We start from the raw sequence: 23,178 nt of genomic DNA, 5'->3' as shown, positions 1-23,178 counted from the left end.
ACCACGTATTGTTCATGCGGTTTATTGCGCTATCTTTAAGTTTAATTACCTGCCTAAACTTACGGATACAATCCTATGCAAGCTACAACCATCGATCAAATAATAACCGAATTGGAAACCATCATTGCCGATGCCATACAAACCGGCAGCCGGGCGGGATATTTTGCGGCTTTATACCACAAAGTAACCTGCAAAGTAAAGGAAGGTATATTGGCCGGCGAGTTTGAGGATGGCAAAAGAATGGAGCAACTGGATGTTACTTTTGCAAGCCGTTATATTAAGGCCTATTATCAATGGCAACAAAAGCAGCAACCGTCGGCATCATGGGCATTGGCTTTCAGTATATTTAATAAACCCCGAAAAATGGTACTGCAACACCTGCTTATTGGCATGAACGCGCATATCAACTTTGATTTGGGCGTTGCAGTAGTTGAAACCGCCCGGGCCTTTAACCAGCCATTGGCCCAGGTACATAAGGATTTTAATGCTATCAACACTATTCTGTCGGCCCTCACTTACGAGGTTATCAACGAGCTTAACCAGGTATCGCCCTTAATGTCATTAGCCGGTTTGCACGCGCAAAACAACTCTATCCTAATTCAATTTGCGCTTGGTAACGCCAGGGACGGCGCCTGGTGCTTTGCTGAAGACCTTTACACAAGAACAGGCCAGGATTACCTTAACCTGATAAGCAGCCGCGATGCCGATATCAACAAACTTGGCCTGGGCATTGTTGCCCCGGTAGGTTTATTGAGTTTTACTGTATGGCTTATCCACTTGTTTGAATGGCGAAACCCATCCAGAATAACCCGGGTACTAAATGAATATAAGAAAACGTATTTGAAGGTGAACTAATTTAAAGATTACAATTATCCGGGTATAGATATAAAATACTGAAAATTTCTGGTTATCTACAATTGGGTAAGCAGATTTAAAGATTTTCAAAGCACAGTTCACAATGGCTGGTAAATAGTCGCACCAAATGTGTGTATATTAACAAAAAACCGCATTCTCAACCCCTTCGCTTTAAATTAGATAGTCAGCCAAGATTAGTTTACAACGGACTATTATCGTCATCAATTTTACAAATCCTTTAGCACTACCGGTATTATATATACAATTTCAATAATAAATCCCAACGGATTCTCATCTTAATAACATCCATCACTCCCTTTAAACCATAGCCTGTCCAGTCAATATGAAGCCAACTCTCATCAAAATCGAGATACGTTATGATTAATGCTGATTATGCCTCAAACGGGGAATAACGCCAATCAATGGCAAATATATGTGACATATGAATATTACAGTGATGAGCAGTTAAATCATTTACTACATGCTTAAAATAAAAAGGTAAAAACACTGTTAATATACCGATGACGATGCTAATTTTACAAAAATTGCCATTGCTTGTCATTATTTGTTAATGAAATATAAAATATTGAGGATTATGAAGTATATCGCCCTTATATGTACGGCATTTTGTTTTGCTTACAAGTTCCCTTTCTTTGGTTTGGGAAATCCTGTTTAAAACTCTCATCCAAATCGTAGTTGGTTAAATGCCTCAAAAGGCACCAGGATCATCATTAAAAATGCTTGATTTTATAACGAAACACACCTTAAACGTAGTTGGCAAAATGGTCACATATTTGATTTATAAACATGCAACCCCCTTAGGATCAATAATATTTTGATATAATTGATAGATCACATTTAAATTTATACAATATCTATTTAATAGCCCCGATAATTAACACCGGTAATTATTTAAAGCTTTAAAGAGTTAAATAAAACTCAGGATTGTCAATAAATAATACTTTTGACAATGGACACAAGCTTAGATTTCTAATTATAACAAAACAGAGCAACGGTAAATGCTAAAAATTACTTAGGTTTCACCAACTTAAACATCTCTGTTGAGCAATAGGCACATAAATGCTTAAACTAAACATTCATAATTAATTCATACAAAAACCGTTTATTGTGTCCAAAACAAACCCATTTACTAAAAGAAATATAATTAACAAATAATTAATTTATAGCATGCAAATAAATAAATATCGCTCACACATTTTTATATCGTTACTTACCTTTCTTTTATTATGCCTTTTTATAAATTTCTATTTAAAAGAGCGGGAAGTTCAACAATATAACACAGTAGGCCCCTCAGACGTAAGACCAACAGACAACGATGCCAATTCAAAAGACGATAAGCAGGTTGTTAACATCCCGGAAAAGCGGGCACCCGCTGAACATAAGCATAATGGTAACGCTATTGCAAGCCTTTCAAAAAAAGAGGAGGTTCAGGACAATTCAGATCCTGGTGCATTAAAAAGGCTCCTGCTTAAAAAAGGTATCTATTTTGGTGATTTTTTGGGGAACGAGGATGTGAAAGTGGCAGCACCTCGCCCATCAAACTTTTTGACACAGGTTAACCAATATTTCAATCTTTATACGGTGCCTGCATGGTTTCACCATGTTGAATTTAAAAATGGGCAATATGATTATAGAGGACCTGATGAGGTTGCTGATTTTGCCATTGCCCATGGTGCCAAAATACAAATGCAAAGCCCAGTATGGTGGCATGTACCAGATTGGGTTAAAAATGGAAATTTCTCTCCTGACGAGCTTAAAAACATCTTAAAAAATCACATCCAGGCGATAATGCGTCACTATAAAGCTAAATATCCGGGAGCTGTTATTTCATGGGGCATTGTTAACGAATCAATGAGCGACAGTCCCGATTTAAATCCCAAATATTCATTACCCAACGGTCTTCGAAGTAATATCCCAATTTGGAATGTTATTCATAAGCCAGGCTCAAATGACCCTACAGATTACATTCAATTAGCATTTGAATGGGCACACGAGGCAGATCCTACTGCAAAACTTTATTGGACTGAATTTAATGTGGAATACAAAGGCTATAAAATGGACCGATGGTTTAGCATCGTAAAGCAATTAAAGGCGAAAGGCGTACCCATTGACGGCGTTGGCTTCCAAACGCACTTATACCTGGGTTATAATCATCCGTTTAGCGAATTAACTGAAAACATGGATAGGTTTGCCTCTATTGGCCTTACCAGTGAAATAACGGAGTTGGATGTCATTATGTCAAGCACATCGCCTATTGACCCTCCTCTCTACAGACCAACACCAATGGCTACACCATCCAAAGCCGATTTTGATAAACAGGGAAATCTATTTGCTGGAGTAATTTCAGCCTGTGTTAAAGCAAAAAAGTGCGATGCAATAATTTTATGGGGGGAATGGGATCCGGGAAGTTCTGCAAATACACAATATAAAAACAAATTAACTGGCTCGTCGCTTGGCAATATGTACCCCAACATATTTGATCAAAACATGAAACCAAAGCCGGCGGTTGCGGCAATGGTTAATGCAGCGCAATAAGAGAAAACAGCCACCATTTCTGATTTTTAAATTTTGGGAGAAAGAGCTGCCTTTCCAAAAGAGGCTGTATCATAAATCATGATCAGCCTCTTTTTTATTATTGAGGTTTTAATGCTATAGATTAAACTAGTTATCCATGGTTTTATTTTTTTCAATAATCTGATTTTCAATATTTTATAGATACGAATAGGTTCCACTCTTTGCCTCAGGCTTATAGCAATTATCCCTTAAAGGGCGCTTCTTACATTTTTCAACATCAAAATAATAGGTGTTTTCTGGTTTTTCCAACGTCCTTCTTACCGGTACGCGCCTTTCAATTGGTCATATGCCCGGTCAAGCACGCGAACCTGTCAGCAGCCTTGTTGTTATCAAACTTATCCTCTTCTTTTCCAAGGCTCTGGGTGATGGTTAGCGAACGGGGGTTGATAATCGCTTCCCAGGACGACGTATCAAGGAAATACTTAAAAGACAGGAGGCGTTCAAGCACATCTACATCCGAAACGGTATAGATCATTTTCATAACAGGTATTTGAACATCCGGACAGTACCTTCTGCCATACGCCCCATTATTTGAACTAGGCTTGTCCCAAACCTACTGCTAAATAAAGCTGAAGTCCACCAACTCGTCGATCTTACGAATCGGGTTATCTTTAGGGATAATAGGTAATAAAAACCAGAAAAGGAATTGAATTGAAGGTTTGTTGTAGTTCTAACATTTTTATAGAAGATTTTAAAATCTTCTATAAAGTCAAAAAAGCGAGTGGGAAACATAAGTTTTCTGCTCGCTTTTTTGTAATCCTTAAAGAATTTTCTGTGCCTCCCTTTTTTGGCCCCTTTCTATTTTGTAAAACACATCTTTCAAAATGTAATATTAAATTAGAAAAAAAACATAGAGTTTAACGTTGGGCAAATTCACCCTCTTTACTTAAAAAATCCTGATAAGCAAATTTAATTCCATCTTCCAGATTGGTATGATACTTCCACCCCGCCTCATTCAATTTGGTTACATCCATTAATTTTCTTGGTGTACCGTCTGGTTTAGAAACATCGAAAGTAATTTCGCCCTCATATCTTATGATTTTTTTAACAAGCAATGCCAAATCTTTTATGGATATATCCTCACCTGTGCCGATATTAACAATGCCGGGGGCGTTATAGTTTTCCATCAAATAATAACATGCTTCGGCAAGGTCATCAGCAAACAAAAATTCCCGTTTCGGTGAACCCGTTCCCCAAATAGTTACACTTGGCGCTTCCTGCTCTTTGGCTTCATGAAACCTGCGTATTAGTGCGGGCAAAACATGTGAGTTTTGGGGATGGTAATTATCATTATACCCATACAAATTTGTAGGCATAACTGATATAAAGTTACAACCATATTGAGCCCTATACGCATCACACATTTTTATGCCTGCAATTTTAGCAATGGCATAAGGCTCATTTGTTTCTTCTAATAACCCTGTTAGTAAATAGTCCTCCTTTAAAGGCTGTGGAGCAAGTTTAGGATAAATACAGCTTGAGCCAAGAAACATCAACTTTTTTACGTTATTCAAATATGATTGATGAATGATATTATTTTGTATTTGCAGATTATCATACAAAAATTCTGCACGATAAACATTATTAGCCACAATACCGCCTACTTTTGCTGCGGCCAAAAAAACGTATTCGGGCTTTTCTATATCAAAAAAATCAGCTACTGCTTTTTGGTCTCTTAGGTCGAGTGCAGATGAGCTACGCGTAACAAAATTAGTAAAGCCCTCCTTTTCCAGTTTACGCTGAATGGCCGAGCCAACCATACCTCTGTGGCCGGGAATATATATCTTGCTTGACTTATCCATATTATTCGAACTGGTTTTTAATGCTGTAGCCCGATTCCTTCAATAATTTTTCTCTTCTGAACAAATCCACATCAGCCGCAACCATCTCCTTAACCAATCCCTGAAGATCGTATTTAGGAGCCCAGCCTAATTTTGTTTTAGATTTTGTTGGGTCACCTATAAGCAAATCAACTTCTGTAGGGCGGAAATATGCTTTATCTACCGCTACTACTTCCTTACCTATTTCTACCTGAAAATCAGGATTATTGCAGCTAACTACATATCCAATCTCGTCAACACCTTCGCCTTTAAATCTAATCTCGATACCAACTTCAGCAAAAGCAAGTCTTACAAATTCCCTAACCCTCGTAGTTACACCTGTGGCAATAACATAATCTTCGGCAACTTCCTGCTGTAATATAAGATACATAGCCTCAACATAATCCTTAGCGTGCCCCCAATCTCTTTGCGCATCAAGGTTACCTAAAAATAATTTGTCCTGCAAACCCATAGCAATTTTTGCAGTTGCGCGTGTAATTTTGCGGGTTACAAATGTTTCACCACGTAAAGGACTTTCATGGTTAAATAGAATACCGTTGCAAGCGTAAATACCATAAGCTTCCCTATAATTTACAGTTATCCAATATGCATACATTTTTGCTACGGCATATGGAGAACGTGGATAAAATGGCGTGGTTTCTGATTGAGGAACGGCTTGTACCAAGCCATAAAGTTCAGATGTTGAAGCTTGATATATCTTAGTTTTCTTTTCAAGTCCTAATATCCGGATTGCTTCAAGTAGCCTTAATGTACCAATACCATCTGCATTAGCTGTATATTCAGGAGTATCAAAGCTAACTTTAACATGCGACATAGCTCCAAGATTATAAATTTCGTCGGGTTGAACTTGCTGAATGATACGGATAAGGTTAGTGCTGTCGCTAAGATCGCCATAATGCAGGATCATATTTTTTTCATCATCATGCGGATCCTGATATAAATGATCAATCCTATCAGTATTAAATAGCGAGCTGCGGCGTTTTATACCATGTACTACGTATCCTTTTGACAATAGAAGTTCGGTTAGATAGGCGCCGTCCTGACCGGTTATACCTGTGATTAAAGCAATTTTCTTCATTATATTTTCTTTTATTAAGTACTACAAGCTGAGCCTTTATCTCAATTAAGTAACTTATTACTTAAAATTAAATAAGTAAAAAAGCCCAATTATGAAGGAATAGCCCTTCTTTTAAATTTGATTAAAAATATTTCGTACAAAAAAATGGGCCCATAATATAAGTATCGTCTCCATAGGCGTCGCGGCTCCCTTAATAATCTCAGCAGCCATTCCATTCCCAGATTAATTGCAAACTTACTTGGCCGCTTTACCGTACCGGCATAAAAATCAAATACCGCACCTATCGAACAAATTATATTGGCATCAATTTGATCTTTTAAAGCGTAAGCCCATTTTTCCTGTTTCGGGGCTGTCATCCCAACAAATAATACATCAGGCTTAAAATCGTTTATAGCTTTAAGTATTTCTTTGTTGTCGTTATCGCTAAACTCCGGTTTATATGGAGGCGAATATGACCCAATTTTAATATTGGGATATTCGGCATTTACTCGGTTGACAATTTCGCTTAGGGTTTCATCTGTTGAGCCCAGATAAAAACACGAGCCGCTACTTAAATTCGTTTCGTTTAACAAGTAACTATGAACATCAGCTCCTGCAATTTTCTCTATTCTTTTTCCTGTTAGCAATCTTGTAGCCCAAACAATAGCAATACCATCGGGCAATAATATTTCAGATCTTTTAAGCGACTCTTTAAAATCAACATCCTCTTTAGCTATACAATATGAATATTGATTAATGGTTGAAATTAAGGCTTTCCGTTTTATAGAAATCTTATCTAATGAGTCTGCGTAGACGGTATAGCCAAGGCAACTTATAGTTTTGAATATATTTTTCATATTGTATTTATTGATGTAGCTAGTATCTTATTTAATACAGCTGCTTTAATTAATAAAACATTAACAATATTAGTTTCAAACAAGGCAAATATTAAAATTAAAACACTGTAATTTACGATAAATTATCTTTTTTGCAATTACTAATATAATAAATCAAATATTACCCACTAATTGACGGTGATTTTCTATGCCTCATTTTTTGTTGGAAACAATGAATAAAAGTCTACCTTTTCAAATATTTGCAAGTTCCCCCCAATTGTTGCATCCTTGATCACTCTCCCATCCAGCTCAAAAGCTTTGCGGGCTAACTTATAGGCGAATTCTTCACTTTGTAAATCGGGTGCAAACCATGTCATTCCGGGTTTATAATAGCCCTTTATAAAATGATTGTCTTCTTTACCTGTACTTTTGATAGTTGTTCCCGATTTTGCGTTGGTGTTGTATGAGTGATCTTTTCCTATAATGTACACCTCACTAAATCCCATATAAAAAGCAAGCTGCATTGCCATATAAGTAACTGATTGACCAGTACCATATCCTTGCTTCGCAATATTTGTAGAAAATTCAGGTGTTAACTTATCTTTTAAAAAGTATTGATTTTTTCTTTTTGAAAATTTGTGTCTATAGTCCCAGTTAAAAAAACATGGTAACTCTAAATTATCATAATCATCAATAAATTGGGATAATTGAGCTTCTATGTCAATACATCCTAAGTATGTAGGCAAAAAACCCGTATCTTTTTCCATTAAATATATCCGATTTAGCCCAATGGTGTATTCGTTTTTCAACAACGAAAAATCAACATGCTTTAAACTTGGCCCATTGGCAATTAAAAAACATCGTTTGCCAGCATGCATGTTTTTAAACTGCTCAATGCCTTTCCTGTTCTCTTTTGTAAAAGGGAAAGGAGCAGACCAAATAACTTTTTGGGGTATATCGACTATTCTTCTCCAAACAGCTTTACCTATCCTTGATAATGTAACGTCGCTCCTTTTTAGGGTTAATAAGCGTTTAATATTTCCTAATGCCATAATGTTTTATCAAGCTGTAATTTTTTTTTCAGTGTTAAAGCTCACGCTTTTTTGCCAAAACTGTTACGGCACCACCATTTCCATCTTCAACAAATAAAGGAGCCACAACTACCCATTCAAATTCATGATAAGCTTCGTTTAATGCCATATCTTCTATTACAAGAATACTTTTTTTATCGCCGCCGGGGCAAAGGAACTGCCGGTGACTTTCTCTTCCTTGCGGCCGGAATTTCCATGAGGTAAGAGATATAAAATCAAAGCCCACACATCTTAATCTAGGGTATTCGGTCCTGAAGTAATCTGCCAACTCAGGAGCCAACCCTGGATTATTATTCCAGTACTTATCATCATTCCGGTAATTTTCAAATCCGGTTCGTATAAGCAAAAGCTCAACATTGTCGTCAATTGACGACAATTTGTCAAAATCACCAACGTCTATCAATTTTGCTTCACTGCAAGGTATATCTACCGTAGCAACCTTTTTGTAAAAATACTCTTCTAATGGTATTTCAAAGGTCTTTTTTCCATCCTGACAAAAATGAAAAGATGAATCAATATGGGTGCCTATGTGATTGTTTGAAAACACCCAACAAGTTGTGTTTGCTGTTTCGCCTTTTAAAATAGAAGAATTGTCTCTTATAAATACCCGATCCTTATTTCCATAAGATGGCGTATTTTGTGAAATAATATGAGAAAGACGAATAATCATAGGCAATAATCTAATTTAAATTGAGAGCATCAAATAATATTGGTAAATTTAGCAAGCTCGACGAGCCAATAACGCATTAAATAGCCACCTTTATTGTTATTTTCTTAATAAATTCAGGTTGGTTAACGTAATGCTGCGGGCCGTGCCCATCTTCCGGAAACATGATAGCAAATATTCCGTTTCCAATATCAACATGTGTACCCTGACTTGAAGGATCTTTGTAAAATGTGCGATCATGCTCTTCACTATATGGGATATTTACAGTCATTCCTTCAATTGGCGACCATTTAACTCTTTCAAGGCCCCTTATAGGATATTGGATATCAATAACATGTTTATGAGCCTCATACCCTCTTTCAAAATTCTCGACAGTATTATACTCGCTAACAATAGCCTTCACATTCTCGTTAATCTTGTAAACACCAACTTCGATATCAGCAACGGCGTTTTGTAAGTATTGCAAACCGGCATATATATCGTCAGAAATGCCTTTGTAAGTGTCTATATTCTTTAATTTGTCAACTATCATTGTATCTCTTAGTTTAATTCGTTTGTAAAATATTCGTTCATCCATCCAATAAACTGCTCATCCATCGGCCTCATATCCCTGAATATTTTGCCATACCCTTTATTAAGGATCAGACCCAGTGTTTTACCTACATTCTTTTTGTCTTTGCTTAGCGCCGATGTAAATTTATCAAGCGAGATATCAGTAATAGACGTTCCTTCCCATATCTGATGTAACAACTCCCTGATGTTTTGACGAACCGCAGGATCAATGTATCCTAACTTTACCGAAACAAAATTGGCCATATCCATGCCATAACTTACAGCAATGCCATGGGGTATCCGATAATTAGTAAGTGATTCTATAGCGTGCCCAAACGAATGTCCGTAATTAAATACAAGACGTTCGTTTTTATCAAACTCATCCCTCTCAATATAGCTCTTCTTTATTTCGAGACTTCTGTTGATGATACCGGCTAAAACTTTTTTATCAACAAGGGCTTGCGCATATTCATTTTTGAACCGCATAAAGTCCTCTTCCCCCGATACTATAAAATAATGGCACATTTCGCCCATTCCCGACTTCAGGTCCCACATAGAAAGGGTGTCCAAAAATTCAAGGTTAATGAATATTTGGTTAGGCGGATAAAAGCCCCCCAGCTGATTTTTGTATTTATTAAAATTAATAGATGTTTTACTTCCGATACAACTATCGCCCTGGGCAAGTAGTGAAGTGGGGAAAAAATACCAGTCAACACCACGGTACATGATTGACGCTATAAAAGCAGTAGCATCTTGAGTTATACCCCCTCCTATGGCTACCAGTCTGTGATTTTTCCTGAAACCATTATCTATCAGGCTCTCAATAATAGACATTACCCCCTGATAACTCTTCACGTTTTCGGAAGCATCAATACCAATATGCCAATACAAATCAAGTACGGGCTGAAGCAGCTCTTTATATAGTTCTTTTATTTTATTATCGATGATAATTACGTCACCTTCTTTAAGCTCCTGAAATAGTACAGTTCGCGTATCATCAATAAACTGCACACCGTAATCGTGAACAATCGATTTAATTTTAAAATTATACATTAGTATATCCTCCATCAACAATTATATTTTGACCAGTTAAATAACTATTTAAATCGCTGCTTAAAAAAAGTATAACATTGGCAATCTCAACCGGCTGAGCCATTCTGTTCATTGGAATAATCTCTGTTAATTTTTGCAAATCTTCGGCAGAGTTTGTAGCTGCCGTAAGCTCAGTGAGCGTAAAACCAGGCGCCACTGCATTTACCAATATATTATCTTTCCCCAACTCTACCGCCAGCGTTTTAGTAAGCCCAACAATTGCATTTTTATTCGTAGCGTAAACAGAACGTCCGGGCCTGGTGATAGTACTCCAAATAGATGTAATATTAACAATTCGGCCGTAACCATTTCTTTTCATAAGCTTACTAACTTCTCTGCAAAGTATATATGGTCCCTTTACATTAACGTTATGGAGCAAATCAAAATCAGCATCCGTAGTATCTATATTAAGCGCAACTTTGTTAATTCCTGCATTATTTATTAGCACATCTACCCTATCAAATTTACTCAGCTTCAGTAAAAATCGTTCAACCGATTCCTTATCTGTAAAATCGAGTTGTAAATAACTGATCCGTTCAATAGCATTTTCCTTGTTTAGCTGCTCAATCTCAGATAAATTGGTTCCCGTTAAAATTACAGAAGAGCCGGCCTCTAGAAAACGTGCGGCAATAGCCCTCCCAATACCTCTGGTGCCGCCAGTTATGAGTGCTATTTTACCGGTAAAATCAATCCTTATGTTAGATATGCTATCCATAACGATTAATTATTTAGCCGTAAGTGATAAAAACTCATCATCGGTTGAAAGGTAATTAACGATTATATGATTTAATATCATATGCACATCTTCAATTGGGCCATAATCGCCTTTAGGGTTTGGCGTATATAGCGATATTGATGATATTTCATTCAATTTGCCTCCCAGAAATCCAACGAATGAAATAGAAGTACCGCCTAGTTCATTTGCATATTCAGCGGCCTTAACAAGGTTTGGTGAATTTCCGCTTGCTGATATCGCTATTAAAACATCCCCGGGGACAAACTGTCCACGCATTTGCTCAACAAAAACATCATCAAAGTTGTTGTCGTTACCAATAGCGGTAATCATGGGTACGTTGTCAGTTAAAGCGATGATTTTTGGGCGAAATTTTGAAAAATAGCGAACAAAAAACCTGAAATCGGCCTGCATATGCGATGCTGTAGCAGCGCTGCCGCCGTTACCAACAACATAAATGGTGTTACCTTTTTTAAAGGCAGTAATCATAGCGGTAATTACCTGCTCAAGTTTTGCAACTTCAATTTTATTTAAAATATCAGTCAACCTGGTGATATAGTCACCCAAATAGCTTTTAACTTTTTCTTGTCTTTCCATTGTAATAGATTTTTTATTTTTAATAGAGTATTGATTAGAATTCTTTTTGTTCGTATACTTTATCTATAATACGCATAAGCTTGTAGGCATCATCCGAATTACCGATGGTGATAGCGGTATCTGTATCGATGGAGTCAAAAAAATGATCCATTTCATAACGCCAGCTGTTATTATCAACATATTTAGTTACAACTTCGTCCTTCCAGGTAGCAGCAGGTGCGGTCGATCTGTTTTTGGCAATTGAAAGTGTTTCTTCACCATATGACATTGATGACGTTATCAGGCCATTTAATACCATATACCCCTTTTCAAGAAATATCTCTAATGAAAACAAGTGGCGCCATTGTGACATAGTAGAGTGTAATGAGGCCACTTTTCCGGTTGCAGATTCTTTGAGGATTACGAAAGCGTTATCTTCAACATCCATATGCCAGTAAAGATTTGAAACTTCTGCTTTAACTACATCAAAATCGCCAGAAAGGTATAAGAACAGGTCGAGCATATGAATACCTTGGTCCATCAGAATACCGCCACCTGCTAATTCCTTCTTGGCCCTCCACTGGTTAAAATAATCACTTGTTACACTTTTACCATAGCGGCCACGGAGCCACAATACTTTTCCGTACTCACCACTATCTATCAATCGTTTGATATTCATAACGCTATCATGATGGCGATGGTTAAAACCGTACATCAGCTTTTTACCGCTCGCTGTTTCAGCTTTTTGTATCTCCAGTATATCCGCACCAGTAAAGGCAGGTGGTTTTTCACAAAAAACATGCTTTCCTGCATTTAACGCTCGTATCGTTAAATCTTTGTTTAAAAAATTTGGTGTACAAACAATAATCACATCTATATCGGCATGCTTTATTATTTCCTCATGGCTGATATTAGGAATGCCTTTAACTTCTTTTTCTGCGTTTGGTTCAGATATGGCTATAACTTCGCCTTTTTTAATTTCATCAATAGCCTGGTGCCTGATTCTTCCCATTACACCATAACCTATTATACCAACTTTATAATTCATAGATGTATTATTTTAGTGCGTTAATTAAATTTTTAACAGCGTCAACCTCCATAAGTAGCTTTCCTTCTTCGGCATATGACCCAAGGTGAGGGGTAAGTACAACATTATCCAGATCGCATAATGGTCCGGCATAAGGCTCTGTCGAAAAAACGTCGATTGCCGCTCCGGTTAATTTCTTAGTTGAAAGCGCATTATACAAAGCATCTTCATCAACAATACCACCACGGGATATATTTACCAGAAAGGCACCTCTTTTCATTAAATCAATTTCTTTAGCCCCTATTACTGCAGATCCATCTTCATTTCCCGGAACATGGATTGTAACAATATCAGCTTTGGATAACACAGCGTCAAAATCAAGCAATTCAACTCCGTTATTTGTTGCCCAGGCAGCATCCGCATACGGATCATAACCAATTACAGGGTTTCCTATGCCTCTAAATAATTGAGATACCAATTTACCTATACGCCCTAAACCTACAACACCTACAACTTTGTCGAGGGCAAGGTTGCCCACTTGTTTTTTCCAAACTTTATTTTTAAGATCATAATGGGCCTGCGGAATTTTCCTTAGCAACGAAAGCGTCATCGCCAAGGTTAGTTCCGCCACCGCACGGGTTGGTCCATCGGGGGTATTTGTTACAATAATCCCTTTTTGGGATGCATAATTTAAATCCACACTATCCATGCCTATGCCAACCCTGCTAATGCATTTCAACGTAGGCAAAGCATCCATCACTTTTGCGGTAAGCGACTCAACGCCAGCAACGATACCTACACAATCTTTAGCCAATTCAATAACCTCATCTTCTGTAAGCTTTCTTCCATGCGGATTATTAATCACCTCATACCCGTTTTGGATAAGTAATTCTACAGGCTCCGGCCCAACTTGCCCAAAAGACGATGGGGACGTTAATACTTTATTCATAGTAAGCTATTTCTTTAGATTTATCACTCAGTTTTGATTTCAAATACAATTCAGCCAGTATAAAATCTTCCTCCGATGACACTTTTATAGATCGTATCGGATCAAATGGATACAAGCCGTAATTACCTACAAAAACAGCATAATTGTGTTTTTCATAATGTTCTTTAAACTTTTTTGCATTCCAGATGCAAACCGTCCAGGCACAAAGCTGTATAGGAACAAGCGATTGTGTCATTGGCAAAGGTCCGTCTGTTCTGAAATTTAAAGGCTTATCAGCAAAAAAGGTCTGCAGTTTTTCTTCTTTTACTGAGATCAAAGAATCAAGCTTATGCTCTTCATAATATCTGATCACATTATCAATATCTTCTGGCAAAACAAGTGGAGACACCGGATTTACCAAAACAAGGTTCTCTGCTTCCACATTGCACAGAAAATCATAATTAAATTCATCCTGTGTAGCAGTGTCTTCTGCCAGCTCAGGTTTTCTTTCATAAAACTCCACACCATAATCAGCACAAAGCTTACGTATTACTTCGGCCTCTGAATTTACATAAACCTTATCAACAAATTTTGAAGCTTTTGCAGCTTCAATTGCATATGCCACCATAGGCTTGCCATTTATTAACCGAAGGTTTTTCTTAGGGACTCTTTTACTACCCAGTCTTACGGGAATTTCTACAACGTATTTCATGTTAAATTGAATCAACTAAATATTTTATATTTTTAACATAGTTATTAAACTCTGCAAATGCACTTACACTTGCTTTAAGCTTGTTCTTATCATATTCCGCATTTAACATGCTATTGATTTTGACAGTCAATATTTCTTTATCGTCAAAGTTGATAAACTCAGCTTCTTTATTTACCTCCCTCAACACCGGAATATCAGAACATAGCACTGGTGTACCAACATATTGGGCCTCTATTGGCGGCAGTCCATATCCCTCAAATGACGAACTATAGATCAAAAGCTTTGACAAGGCCAAATGCTCATACTTTTCTCGCTCGGAAATGCCGGATTTAAAAACCAGCTCAATCCCTTTTTCTTTTGCCTGATTGATTAAAGCCTGGTATATATCTGCATTTAATTTTTCAGGGTTGCCAATCACAAGCAATGTATAATAGGGGGGTAAAGCATTTATAATATCATTAAGAACACTGGAGTTTTTGTGCTTTTCGCCAAATCGTCCAAAATAAATAACTTGTTTTTCCTTTTTGCTGTTCACGAATCTATCTGCAATCCTCGAATTAATGCTAAGGTATACCTGCTTAAAACTTAAACCACTATTATATTTGGTATAATATTGAGCCGCATACTTCATGCCCTCTTGTGTAGTTGACAAAATCACGTCAACAGCTGACAAAATGTTGTTGCTATATTTATAAACTTCTTCTGGCCTGCTTCCAGGAACAAGCTCATTAATCCAATTCGGGCTCTCAAAATCAACATATATTACAGGGCAACCCGAAATTCGCTTTAAAAAAATAAGCTGAGGATAAAACAGCCACTTATCAATTAAATATGACCTTTTTGACGCGAGGTGCGGAATTATTACGATCAGATCGTATTTTTGTAGCGGAAAAAATAAAAAGAACTTGTTGTAAATTTTCTTAAAATTACTACTGTCCGAGTAATCTTTAAGCTCTTCGTCGAATACCGGCTTAGTATTTGTATAGTAATGTACGTTATGCTCCCGGGCAGCAAAGGCATGAGCCATCATCCAGGCGTGTATCCGACCGCCAGAATAGGTATCTCTAAAATTCTTGCCAAGAAAAGCAACTTTCATACAACTTTAATTAATATAAATCCAAATGATTTATCGCCATTTTTAAAATTTGGAAAAACCCTCATGATCCCAACTTTTAATTTGTCGGCGTTCTGCAGCCGGCGTTCCGCCAACAATCATGTTAGTTTTGTGAAACTTTTTACTCACAGTAGTGTTCGCAGCAACAATACACCCGTCTGCAATATCAGCCCCTTTCAAAATAAGTGATCTACACCCTATCCATACGTTATTACCAACAACTACCGGTACCGGATAATTGCTCACATTTCCATCGAGATCGTATATCTTATGTAGATCAGTATCCATTATCAGTATATCCCAGGAGAGCAGACAATTTTGTCCGAAAGATATTCCTTTTTGACAGACAATAGCTGATTCTGCATTTAAAATAAAATTGTCCCCAAGAGATAAAATCGAATTAGAGCTCACTGAAATCCTGGCACCATGGCCAATTTTAGCAGTTCCTTCAAATACAACGGTTCCTTTTACCCCCCAGATTGTTCGTGATCTGTGTTTATCAAAAATCCCCACATCACCGTATCCTATTCTGATCATCCCTGGTTGTAACCTTGATTTAATTTGTATTCTACCTTTTACACATTTCAAATGCGTTTTACGACTTATATATACCGGCAATAAAATAGCCTGACTAAATGGCAAATATTTAAAATTAAAAAAAAGTGTATTAATGTTAAGATATTGAATTAATACCCTTATCCCTCCCTTGATATCTTTTAACTTATTCATCATTGTAATTCCAAAGTATTGTTTGCATCAACTTTACTCACCTCCCTCTCATAACTCTTTTTATTTATCAGATATAGTACAGATGCAAACAAAATAATACCAGGCCCGTGCCCGAAAGGCCAGCTTATTACATAAAAAAGAGTGATGGCAATCAAGTATGAATTCAATACCGGGTCAACTTTACGACTGTGCTTAATAGCCCGGTACAGCAGCACGCATACAATCAAAAAATAAAAAATTCCAAACCTTACAAACTCACCAATAAAGCCAATATCCCCTAAATAAAATCCCAAATTTTCTCCGATATTTTGAATCTGTATTCCATATTGTGAATGTGAATCTGATACTCCATTTCCGAACAACCATGTAGGAACATCTACGTTATAGGTTGTGAGGTAAAAAGCCGCTGCAGGGATCCTAATATAATCTTCCCCTTGCTGTAAATCGTTTTTTGTTTTTTCGGTAATTGAACTGGTATATTCCTTAGGCAAAAACAGGATAAATGACACCAAAAATACGCCTACGATGAATACCTTTAATCCAAAGCTCAGCGCCTTTGACTTATAACCAGTAAGGCCAATACTAATGGCCGTTATTACCAATAAATACCTAGATCCTGAAAGGAAATTAACCACAACAGCCAATAGAAGCAGCGGATAAAATTGCACCTGTTTATTTAATAGTTTATTAAAAGCAAACGCCGCCAGGAAAATTAGAAACTCAAAACCATCAACCCTGAAGCGAAATGTTGAACGCTCTATCAGAACTTTAGGATAGTAAAATACATCGGCCGGGTACAAAAGAAATTGCAATAAATACATTGAGCCAAAAAATATTGCCACATATTTTATCGCTTTCTCAACATTTTGACTGGATACATTTAACGCAGCAAGTGCAAAATATACCAGGTAAAAATACATGAAACGTTGTTCTATAAGCGTAGTAACAATGTCTTGGCCATGATATGCAGCGGCCATAATAGTACTCAAAGCAACCGCGATAAAAATAAAAATGATTTCCCTTTTAAATAAGAGCGGTATCTTGGGCTTGTATGTAAAAGTTAAATAAGCGAGTACAATAACACTTATTGCCTGAAATGTTACAGAAACTTCAAGTGGAATAGAGCCTATTCGCCAAAAACCAACCCCTAATAAAAATAGGATTGCAATAAATTTTGTGTTATTTACCGATTTCTTTTTTGTCATCAATCCTTATTTAAGTGCAATAAAAAGATACCTGTGAAATATCCCTTCATCATCAATCTGATCTTTGTGAAGTTTTTCTCATGCAAATAAAATTTAGCCAAATTCTTAGCAGCAACCTTAATTGATTTAAGTAGCCCGTAGGTAAAGTTTAGCCCATTACCATGCTTTTTTATCAAATAGAAATAGTTCCGGGCCGTGTAAAACACTGCATGGTTACTTGGCAACCTCGCTGCTGCCGTCAAGTAAATATGTTCGTGCCAGCATTGGGTGCGTGTAGTTGATATGATATCATATCCGGCTTTTTTTACACGAATAAAAAGATCCGACTCATCACCGTACATAAATATTCTTTCATCATACAAGCCAGTTTCTTTGAAAATGTTGGTTTTCATCATGTAATTCCCACCACAAACAAAATCAACCTGCAAATCTTGGGGTATACTATTATCTAAGACCTTGTCCTTATAAAATTTATCTACCGTAAAGTCTTTTTTATTAATATTTCCCCCGTGTTCGCGAATGATATTTGAACGGTTTTCATAAAGATTAACAGCCGCTACTACTCCGTTTTTTTCTGAGGATAACAATAAGTCCTTTAATATCGTTACACCACCTTTAGGGATGTACATATCCTGCATCATAAACAAAATCACATCTGCATCTGTATGTTCTATTACATATTTTATTCCCTCGTTAAACCCTCTCGCAACACCCAAATCTTCATCTTGCCACAAAATTGTAGCATCTGTAAAGTGCTCCCTAATTTTCTGTCTATAAGTTTCGTTTGAATTGTTCTCAACTATAATGTGGTAGCTTATTTCATCCTTATAAGCTTCATAATGCGTGAGCCAATTGTCAAACTGATAATCTTCATTGTGTGAAGTGGTAATTGCTGCTATTTTCGCCATCACTTTGTTATTTTAGTTTTTTTATGAACCGTAATGACCATGTTACTACATATATCGATGGTATAACTGTCCCAATGATATTACCGGTAACAATACCAATCATTCCAAATTTTATACCGCCAATAATTGCAAACGACAATGATAAAAAAGCATTACAAATGGCTGCTCCCATAAACGTGGTTGCTCCTGTAGCTATGATTGAACTTGCGTGTGCATTATGATGGGCATATATTACCCCTAACAGTAACATTAAACCAAATAATGGACTTCCTAAATACCCGCCTTTGCCTAACCATAACGGTACGATATAAGGTGCGAGTAATAATGATGGCAAAGCTATAGCGATACCAATACAAACCGATACAAGCACATTTCTGTAATATAACTTCCTCAAGCTGTTAAAATCTCTGGCGGCAAATTTTTGCGCTATGAACGGATAAATTAATTGCGTAGCTAAACTGCTAACGGCAATGGTAATGTATACAATCCGGGAAAGACCTGAATAGTAAGGAATTATTTTCAGCCCTGCCAATCTTTCAATAATAAAAATGTCAGATTGCATTACAAAAAATGATGTTAAGCTAAGAACCAATATTTTTCCTGACTCTTTAAAAAAATACTTCAATTGTGATATAACAGGCTTCCCTATGCGTTTGATAAACAATTGATTATTGAATCTTTCAAATAAAAACCATGAACATATATAAAACAATACACTGGAAACAAGAAACGACAGCCCTAATGCCTTAAAACCCCAGTTCATTTTCAACACAATGTAATACCCCAATAACGTGGTTATTGAAACCAGGATCTTAACAACTTTATCCCAGCCCACTTCCCCTAATCCATTTATTACATGCAAATATTTGATACCATATATTCTTAAAGCATTGCCGAGACTTAAAAATATCCAACAATACGTACCTTCAACTAGGAAGTTATTTTTGATAAGTACAGTTTTTATATAACTAAAATATAAAACTGTACAGATGAGCAATACAAGAAAAGTTGCAAACAAAAAGGAGTGAGTAATATTTGACCAGATGTTATGATAAAATTCACTTTTTTCCTTCCTTTCCTTTATTTCGGCGCTCAAGCGTATAACAACCGGCGCTAAGCCGGCTTGGCCAAGCAATACGATGCCGGTAAATGACATGAAGAAAACCCAAAGCCCCGCAATATCTTTAGGTAAAAACCTTAACAGCAAAGGCAAAATGGCCAATCCTACAAGGCTGTCTATTACCAAACTAATGGACCCTGTAATAAAGCCAAAAGAAACCTTTTTTAATATTATACTTTTTCCCATAGTTTGGATTCGAAGTTGTACTGTTTAATTACTTTAGCGGGGTTTCCAACTGCTATAGAAAATGATGGTATTATACCTGAAACAACACTATTAGAGCCAATTATTGATCTTTTACCTATATAAGCCCCTCCTAACACACACACATTTTCACCCAACCAAACCCCATCTTCAATAGTTGTAGATCTGAATTTTAATGGTTGTCTCAGATACAAATCTCCCTCAGGATCAATACCATGATTGTTATCCGTTATCATGCAGCCGCTGGCAATAACTACACCTTCCCCAATGGTAACTGAATTGGCACAATAAATATGCACTGCATGTTGCAAAGATGTAAAAGAGCCCATCGCCAGTTTCGGTGCCAATATTTGCCCATTATAGTTGTTGTATGACTCTATTCGGCAATAAGGTCCAATTGAACACTTTGTACCTATAAAAATATTTTGACCCCCTACCAACCAGATTTTACCCTTTATAGAAGCCCCTTTGCCAAGTGTACCAAACTTATTTTTATATAAAAAATAATAGAATCTTCTTTTAAGTCCGTTCGTTAATTTTCGTGGGTTAAAAATTACGCCCGCTATATTTTTAAAGCTATCCGGCATAACATCACTTATCTTCTAAAAAAAACTTCACGCCCTGACTCATGCTTACCTGGCTCGACCATTTTAAAACATCGTTTGCTGTTTTAGTATCAGCAACAGCATACATTACATCAGAAGGCCTATAAGATTTCCCCCCCCAGTTTATGTTTATTTTCTTTCCAGTTGATGCTTCAATTTCAGCTGCTAATTGTTTAATAGTAACGCCCTTACCTGTACCTAAATGAAACACCGAGTTATCAGGTACAGCAGCCTCCTGCTGAATTAAGGTTTTATAAAACTCAACTACATCACGTATGTGGATAAAATCAAGTACCTGTTCGCCGGGAGAAAGGTCAACAGGGGCAACACCCCCAATCGAATCATATATTATATCGATAATTTTCCTTTGGGAGTCCTTTCCTCCATAGATGGTATATGGTATGACCGTAGTTTTTCTAAATCCATAAACATTGCTGTAGTAGTCAAGCAATGAACGGCTTGCGGTTTTTGTAGCCGCGTACAAATATGCAGGCATTAAAACACCATCACCTTTAAAGTATTCAGCAAAGGTTCCCGTATTAATAAATAACCGCAAACCTGCTTCTTTCAAGGCATCTAACAAATTGCAGAAAAAGACAATATTGGCATCAATCAATTTCATCATACTGCCATAATCATCTGCTGAAGTAAGGAAAGAGGCAAGATGTATTACCACCTCTGGCTGAAAAGAATTTAAAGCTATTCTTAAGTCTTCCTGGTCACCGTTAAGGTGATGCTTTTGTGTTGATGAACCATACAATTTCTCAGAAGTTGTTAAGTTTCGAGTAAGTTCCAACAGCTGATGCCCTTCGTTTAAAAGTTCAGGTATCAAATGGCGCCCTACAAATCCTGTTGATCCGGTTACAACAATTTTCATAATTTAAAATATATCTTTATATGATCCTGCATCTGGAAACAGATTATCTCTTTGAGATATTATAGGAGACGTAACCCCCCAATCCATACCGAACGTATCCCATTTGATTCCTTTATCGCAGGTCTGGTTATAAACTGAGGTTTGCAGATACGAAACAATCGTGTTGTCTTCTAACGAAAGAAAGCCATGAGCGCACCCTACAGGTATGTAAACAAGCTTAGGCGCTTCTGATGAGATCTCTGTTTGATAAAACTTACCAAAAGTCGGCGAGCCTGTTCTTATATCTAACACTACATCCAATATTCTACCTTGATTAACATATACCACTTTTGTATGCTCAGCTGGAGGTGTCTGAAAATGCATGCCTCGGATGACGTTTTTATGAGAAACCGAAAAGTAGTTCTCCTTAAAATCAGTTGTTAGAGCATTTTCAACAAAAAAATCTTCGTTGAAAATTTTTGTAAACGCCCCTCTGTTATCTTTGAACAAATTCAAGTTGACAATGAAAAGGCCGCCAATAAAGGTTCTCTCCAGCTCCATTAATTTAAATAATCTTTAATTACATCAGCCATATAATCATAATGATCTTCGTTTAGCCCAGGCCAAACACCCAACCAAAATGATCTGTTCATAATAATATCTGTGTTCGTAAGATCGCCCACTACGCGGTGTTTAATATTGGCGTAAGCCGGCTGACGTAACAAGTTACCGGCAAATAATAAACGAGTGCCTATTTTACTTTCCTCAAGGTGTTGAACCAACATGTGCCTGTCTGCAGCATCACCTTCTCTCAATGTCAATAGAAAGCCAAACCAAGATGGGTCACTGTTTGGTGTAGGCTCTGGCAGTATAAATATATCTTCAAATTGCTTCATCCTTTCATATAAAGCCTTATAATTTTCGCGCCGTTTTTGAACAAACGTATCTACCTTTTTTAGTTGAGATACACCAAAAGCTGCCTGCATATCAGTCACCTTTAAGTTAAAACCGACGTGCGAATATGTGTATTTATGATCGTAGCCATATGGTAACGAACCTAATTGTTGCGAAAACCTGCACCCGCAGGTATTATCTTTACCGGGTTCGCAATAACAATCCCTTCCCCAATCTCTGAAGCTTTCGGCCAGTTTAGCCAATTCCGGATTATTTATAAGTACCGCACCACCCTCGCCCATTGTGATATGATGCGCAGGGTAAAACGAAAACGTGGAGATATCGCCAAATGTGCCCGTCTTTTTACCCCGATAGGTAGCGCCTAATGAATCACAATCATCCTCAACAACCCACAGGTTATATTTTTTTGCCACTCGCATAACCTCGTCCAAATTAAACGGGTTTCCTAATGAATGGGCTATCATGATTGCTTTGGTTTTATCAGAAACCGCAGCTTCAATCAAGTCGGCATTTACGTTGTGTGTCGCAATATCCACATCTACAAAAACCGGCACAGCGCCGAACTGAACGATAGGATTTACTGTTGTTGGAAAACCTGCTGCAACTGTAATCACCTCATCACCAGGCAAAATTGCACGCTCGCCCAATTTAGGTGAAGTAAGCGCATAAAAAGCAACCAGGTTTGCAGAAGACCCTGAGTTGACCAACAAGGCCTTATGAGCCCCAAAATATTGCGCAAAATCTGCTTCAAATTTATTTGCAAAGCGACCGGTAGTTAACCAACCATCCAACGCTGCCTCTACACCGAATAAAATATCATCTTCGTCTAATACTTTACCTGTTACCGGAATGTAATTTTTCCCCGGGATAATGATCTTCTCAGTTTGTGCTTTTGCTATAGCCCTCAGGCTTTTTTCCAACGCTGGGTCGTTTATATTTTTCAACATCTCGAAGTAGTTT

At 37.1% G+C, this 23,178-nt stretch carries 24 protein-coding genes; 2 read left to right on the top strand and 22 right to left on the bottom strand.

The genetic code is table 11. From position 1 onward, the window contains the following. The first annotated feature begins 75 nt into the window (after nt 1-75). Both PQ469_RS04015 and PQ469_RS04010 read left to right on the top strand, forming a co-directional pair. Nucleotides 76-855 carry a DUF5995 family protein gene (locus PQ469_RS04015; protein ID WP_274211826.1) on the top strand — a complete coding sequence of 260 codons (780 nt, stop codon included), beginning with the start codon at nt 76-78 and terminating at the stop codon, nt 853-855. Between the two features lie 1,188 nt (nt 856-2,043). After that, nucleotides 2,044-3,411, top strand: coding sequence for an endo-1,4-beta-xylanase (locus PQ469_RS04010; protein ID WP_274211825.1), 1,368 nt, complete (start codon nt 2,044-2,046; stop codon nt 3,409-3,411). Between the two features lie 313 nt (nt 3,412-3,724). Here PQ469_RS04010 and PQ469_RS04005 read toward each other — a convergent pair whose 3' ends face one another. The 22 genes from PQ469_RS04005 to rfbH form a co-directional block, all read right to left on the bottom strand. After that, nucleotides 3,725-3,931 carry a hypothetical protein gene (locus PQ469_RS04005; protein WP_274211824.1) on the bottom strand — a complete coding sequence of 69 codons (207 nt, stop codon included), beginning with the start codon at nt 3,929-3,931 and terminating at the stop codon, nt 3,725-3,727. 376 nt (nt 3,932-4,307) lie between these two features. After that, nucleotides 4,308-5,252, bottom strand: a complete 945-nt coding sequence (locus PQ469_RS04000; protein WP_274211823.1) for a GDP-L-fucose synthase family protein — start codon at nt 5,250-5,252, stop codon at nt 4,308-4,310. A gap of 1 nt (nt 5,253) precedes the next feature. Beyond that, nucleotides 5,254-6,369, bottom strand: a complete 1,116-nt coding sequence (gmd, locus tag PQ469_RS03995; protein WP_274211822.1) for a GDP-mannose 4,6-dehydratase — start codon at nt 6,367-6,369, stop codon at nt 5,254-5,256. Between the two features lie 89 nt (nt 6,370-6,458). Beyond that, nucleotides 6,459-7,205, bottom strand: a complete 747-nt coding sequence (locus tag PQ469_RS03990; RefSeq protein ID WP_274211821.1) for a WecB/TagA/CpsF family glycosyltransferase — start codon at nt 7,203-7,205, stop codon at nt 6,459-6,461. Between the two features lie 185 nt (nt 7,206-7,390). Further along, entirely contained in the window at nt 7,391-8,236 is an 846-nt protein-coding gene (locus PQ469_RS03985) for a 6-hydroxymethylpterin diphosphokinase MptE-like protein (RefSeq protein WP_274211820.1), read from the bottom strand. Nucleotides 8,237-8,270: 34 nt separating this feature from the next. Continuing rightward, nucleotides 8,271-8,945 (bottom strand): cyclase family protein, encoded by a 675-nt coding sequence (locus PQ469_RS03980; RefSeq protein WP_274211819.1) that lies wholly within the window; start codon nt 8,943-8,945, stop codon nt 8,271-8,273. Between the two features lie 76 nt (nt 8,946-9,021). After that, the gene (locus PQ469_RS03975) at nt 9,022-9,474 is read right to left on the bottom strand and encodes a NanQ anomerase/TabA/YiaL family protein (RefSeq protein WP_274211818.1); all 453 of its coding nucleotides are present in this window, start codon (nt 9,472-9,474) and stop codon (nt 9,022-9,024) included. An 8-nt stretch (nt 9,475-9,482) separates the two neighbouring features. Continuing rightward, nucleotides 9,483-10,562, bottom strand: coding sequence for an AroB-related putative sugar phosphate phospholyase (cyclizing) (locus tag PQ469_RS03970; protein WP_274211817.1), 1,080 nt, complete (start codon nt 10,560-10,562; stop codon nt 9,483-9,485). Continuing rightward, complete coding sequence (locus PQ469_RS03965; RefSeq protein WP_274211816.1) at nt 10,540-11,301, bottom strand: SDR family NAD(P)-dependent oxidoreductase; 762 nt, start codon at nt 11,299-11,301, stop codon at nt 10,540-10,542. Before PQ469_RS03965 ends, PQ469_RS03970 begins: the two co-directional genes overlap by 23 nt. A 9-nt stretch (nt 11,302-11,310) precedes the next feature. After that, the gene (locus PQ469_RS03960) at nt 11,311-11,916 is read right to left on the bottom strand and encodes a D-sedoheptulose-7-phosphate isomerase (protein ID WP_274211815.1); all 606 of its coding nucleotides are present in this window, start codon (nt 11,914-11,916) and stop codon (nt 11,311-11,313) included. Nucleotides 11,917-11,950: 34 nt separating this feature from the next. Next, entirely contained in the window at nt 11,951-12,943 is a 993-nt protein-coding gene (locus PQ469_RS03955; protein ID WP_274211814.1) for a Gfo/Idh/MocA family protein, read from the bottom strand. Nucleotides 12,944-12,950: 7 nt separating this feature from the next. Next, complete coding sequence (locus PQ469_RS03950; RefSeq protein ID WP_274211813.1) at nt 12,951-13,871, bottom strand: phosphoglycerate dehydrogenase; 921 nt, start codon at nt 13,869-13,871, stop codon at nt 12,951-12,953. After that, nucleotides 13,864-14,562, bottom strand: a complete 699-nt coding sequence (locus tag PQ469_RS03945; RefSeq protein ID WP_274211812.1) for an acylneuraminate cytidylyltransferase family protein — start codon at nt 14,560-14,562, stop codon at nt 13,864-13,866. The genes PQ469_RS03950 and PQ469_RS03945 overlap by 8 nt, the downstream gene beginning before the upstream one ends. Nucleotide 14,563: 1 nt before the next feature. After that, complete coding sequence (locus PQ469_RS03940) at nt 14,564-15,658, bottom strand: glycosyltransferase family 4 protein (RefSeq protein ID WP_274211811.1); 1,095 nt, start codon at nt 15,656-15,658, stop codon at nt 14,564-14,566. A 42-nt stretch (nt 15,659-15,700) separates the two neighbouring features. Further along, on the bottom strand, nt 15,701-16,408 hold the full coding sequence (locus tag PQ469_RS03935) for an acyltransferase (RefSeq protein WP_274211810.1): 708 nt from the start codon (nt 16,406-16,408) through the stop codon (nt 15,701-15,703). Beyond that, nucleotides 16,405-17,382: a hypothetical protein gene (locus tag PQ469_RS03930; RefSeq protein ID WP_274211809.1), complete on the bottom strand. Its 978-nt coding sequence runs from the start codon at nt 17,380-17,382 to the stop codon at nt 16,405-16,407. Before PQ469_RS03930 ends, PQ469_RS03935 begins: the two co-directional genes overlap by 4 nt. A 227-nt stretch (nt 17,383-17,609) precedes the next feature. Next, nucleotides 17,610-18,518, bottom strand: a complete 909-nt coding sequence (locus tag PQ469_RS03925; RefSeq protein ID WP_274211808.1) for a glycosyltransferase family 2 protein — start codon at nt 18,516-18,518, stop codon at nt 17,610-17,612. Between the two features lie 7 nt (nt 18,519-18,525). After that, nucleotides 18,526-19,824: a lipopolysaccharide biosynthesis protein gene (locus tag PQ469_RS03920; protein WP_274211807.1), complete on the bottom strand. Its 1,299-nt coding sequence runs from the start codon at nt 19,822-19,824 to the stop codon at nt 18,526-18,528. Next, complete coding sequence (locus PQ469_RS03915; RefSeq protein ID WP_274211806.1) at nt 19,809-20,429, bottom strand: acyltransferase; 621 nt, start codon at nt 20,427-20,429, stop codon at nt 19,809-19,811. Before PQ469_RS03915 ends, PQ469_RS03920 begins: the two co-directional genes overlap by 16 nt. A gap of 4 nt (nt 20,430-20,433) precedes the next feature. Continuing rightward, entirely contained in the window at nt 20,434-21,324 is an 891-nt protein-coding gene (locus tag PQ469_RS03910; protein WP_274211805.1) for an NAD-dependent epimerase/dehydratase family protein, read from the bottom strand. A gap of 3 nt (nt 21,325-21,327) precedes the next feature. Beyond that, nucleotides 21,328-21,864 (bottom strand): dTDP-4-dehydrorhamnose 3,5-epimerase family protein, encoded by a 537-nt coding sequence (locus tag PQ469_RS03905; protein ID WP_274211804.1) that lies wholly within the window; start codon nt 21,862-21,864, stop codon nt 21,328-21,330. Further along, the gene (gene rfbH, locus PQ469_RS03900) at nt 21,864-23,165 is read right to left on the bottom strand and encodes a lipopolysaccharide biosynthesis protein RfbH (protein ID WP_274211803.1); all 1,302 of its coding nucleotides are present in this window, start codon (nt 23,163-23,165) and stop codon (nt 21,864-21,866) included. The genes PQ469_RS03905 and rfbH overlap by 1 nt, the downstream gene beginning before the upstream one ends. Nucleotides 23,166-23,178 lie beyond the last annotated feature (13 nt).

This window comes from Mucilaginibacter sp. KACC 22773, assembly GCF_028736215.1.
GTDB lineage: Bacteria > Bacteroidota > Bacteroidia > Sphingobacteriales > Sphingobacteriaceae > Mucilaginibacter.
Note: the sequence above shows the minus strand (reverse complement) of the source record. Positions and strands in the feature narration are given on the sequence as shown.

Bases quoted from the DNA above. Each gene is read 5' to 3' on its own strand.
- PQ469_RS04015 (WP_274211826.1), top strand. From the start codon at position 76: ATGCAAGCTACAACCATCGATCAAATAATAACCGAATTGGAAACCATC.
- PQ469_RS04010 (WP_274211825.1), top strand. From the start codon at position 2,044: ATGCAAATAAATAAATATCGCTCACACATTTTTATATCGTTACTTACC.
- PQ469_RS04005 (WP_274211824.1), bottom strand. From the start codon at position 3,931: ATGAAAATGATCTATACCGTTTCGGATGTAGATGTGCTTGAACGCCTC.
- PQ469_RS04000 (WP_274211823.1), bottom strand. From the start codon at position 5,252: ATGGATAAGTCAAGCAAGATATATATTCCCGGCCACAGAGGTATGGTT.
- gmd (WP_274211822.1), bottom strand. From the start codon at position 6,369: ATGAAGAAAATTGCTTTAATCACAGGTATAACCGGTCAGGACGGCGCC.
- PQ469_RS03990 (WP_274211821.1), bottom strand. From the start codon at position 7,205: ATGAAAAATATATTCAAAACTATAAGTTGCCTTGGCTATACCGTCTAC.
- PQ469_RS03985 (WP_274211820.1), bottom strand. From the start codon at position 8,236: ATGGCATTAGGAAATATTAAACGCTTATTAACCCTAAAAAGGAGCGAC.
- PQ469_RS03980 (WP_274211819.1), bottom strand. From the start codon at position 8,945: ATGATTATTCGTCTTTCTCATATTATTTCACAAAATACGCCATCTTAT.
- PQ469_RS03975 (WP_274211818.1), bottom strand. From the start codon at position 9,474: ATGATAGTTGACAAATTAAAGAATATAGACACTTACAAAGGCATTTCT.
- PQ469_RS03970 (WP_274211817.1), bottom strand. From the start codon at position 10,562: ATGGAGGATATACTAATGTATAATTTTAAAATTAAATCGATTGTTCAC.
- PQ469_RS03965 (WP_274211816.1), bottom strand. From the start codon at position 11,301: ATGGATAGCATATCTAACATAAGGATTGATTTTACCGGTAAAATAGCA.
- PQ469_RS03960 (WP_274211815.1), bottom strand. From the start codon at position 11,916: ATGGAAAGACAAGAAAAAGTTAAAAGCTATTTGGGTGACTATATCACC.
- PQ469_RS03955 (WP_274211814.1), bottom strand. From the start codon at position 12,943: ATGAATTATAAAGTTGGTATAATAGGTTATGGTGTAATGGGAAGAATC.
- PQ469_RS03950 (WP_274211813.1), bottom strand. From the start codon at position 13,871: ATGAATAAAGTATTAACGTCCCCATCGTCTTTTGGGCAAGTTGGGCCG.
- PQ469_RS03945 (WP_274211812.1), bottom strand. From the start codon at position 14,562: ATGAAATACGTTGTAGAAATTCCCGTAAGACTGGGTAGTAAAAGAGTC.
- PQ469_RS03940 (WP_274211811.1), bottom strand. From the start codon at position 15,658: ATGAAAGTTGCTTTTCTTGGCAAGAATTTTAGAGATACCTATTCTGGC.
- PQ469_RS03935 (WP_274211810.1), bottom strand. From the start codon at position 16,408: ATGATGAATAAGTTAAAAGATATCAAGGGAGGGATAAGGGTATTAATT.
- PQ469_RS03930 (WP_274211809.1), bottom strand. From the start codon at position 17,382: ATGGCCGCTGCATATCATGGCCAAGACATTGTTACTACGCTTATAGAA.
- PQ469_RS03925 (WP_274211808.1), bottom strand. From the start codon at position 18,518: ATGGCGAAAATAGCAGCAATTACCACTTCACACAATGAAGATTATCAG.
- PQ469_RS03920 (WP_274211807.1), bottom strand. From the start codon at position 19,824: ATGGGAAAAAGTATAATATTAAAAAAGGTTTCTTTTGGCTTTATTACA.
- PQ469_RS03915 (WP_274211806.1), bottom strand. From the start codon at position 20,429: ATGCCGGATAGCTTTAAAAATATAGCGGGCGTAATTTTTAACCCACGA.
- PQ469_RS03910 (WP_274211805.1), bottom strand. From the start codon at position 21,324: ATGAAAATTGTTGTAACCGGATCAACAGGATTTGTAGGGCGCCATTTG.
- PQ469_RS03905 (WP_274211804.1), bottom strand. From the start codon at position 21,864: ATGGAGCTGGAGAGAACCTTTATTGGCGGCCTTTTCATTGTCAACTTG.
- rfbH (WP_274211803.1), bottom strand. From the start codon at position 23,165: ATGTTGAAAAATATAAACGACCCAGCGTTGGAAAAAAGCCTGAGGGCT.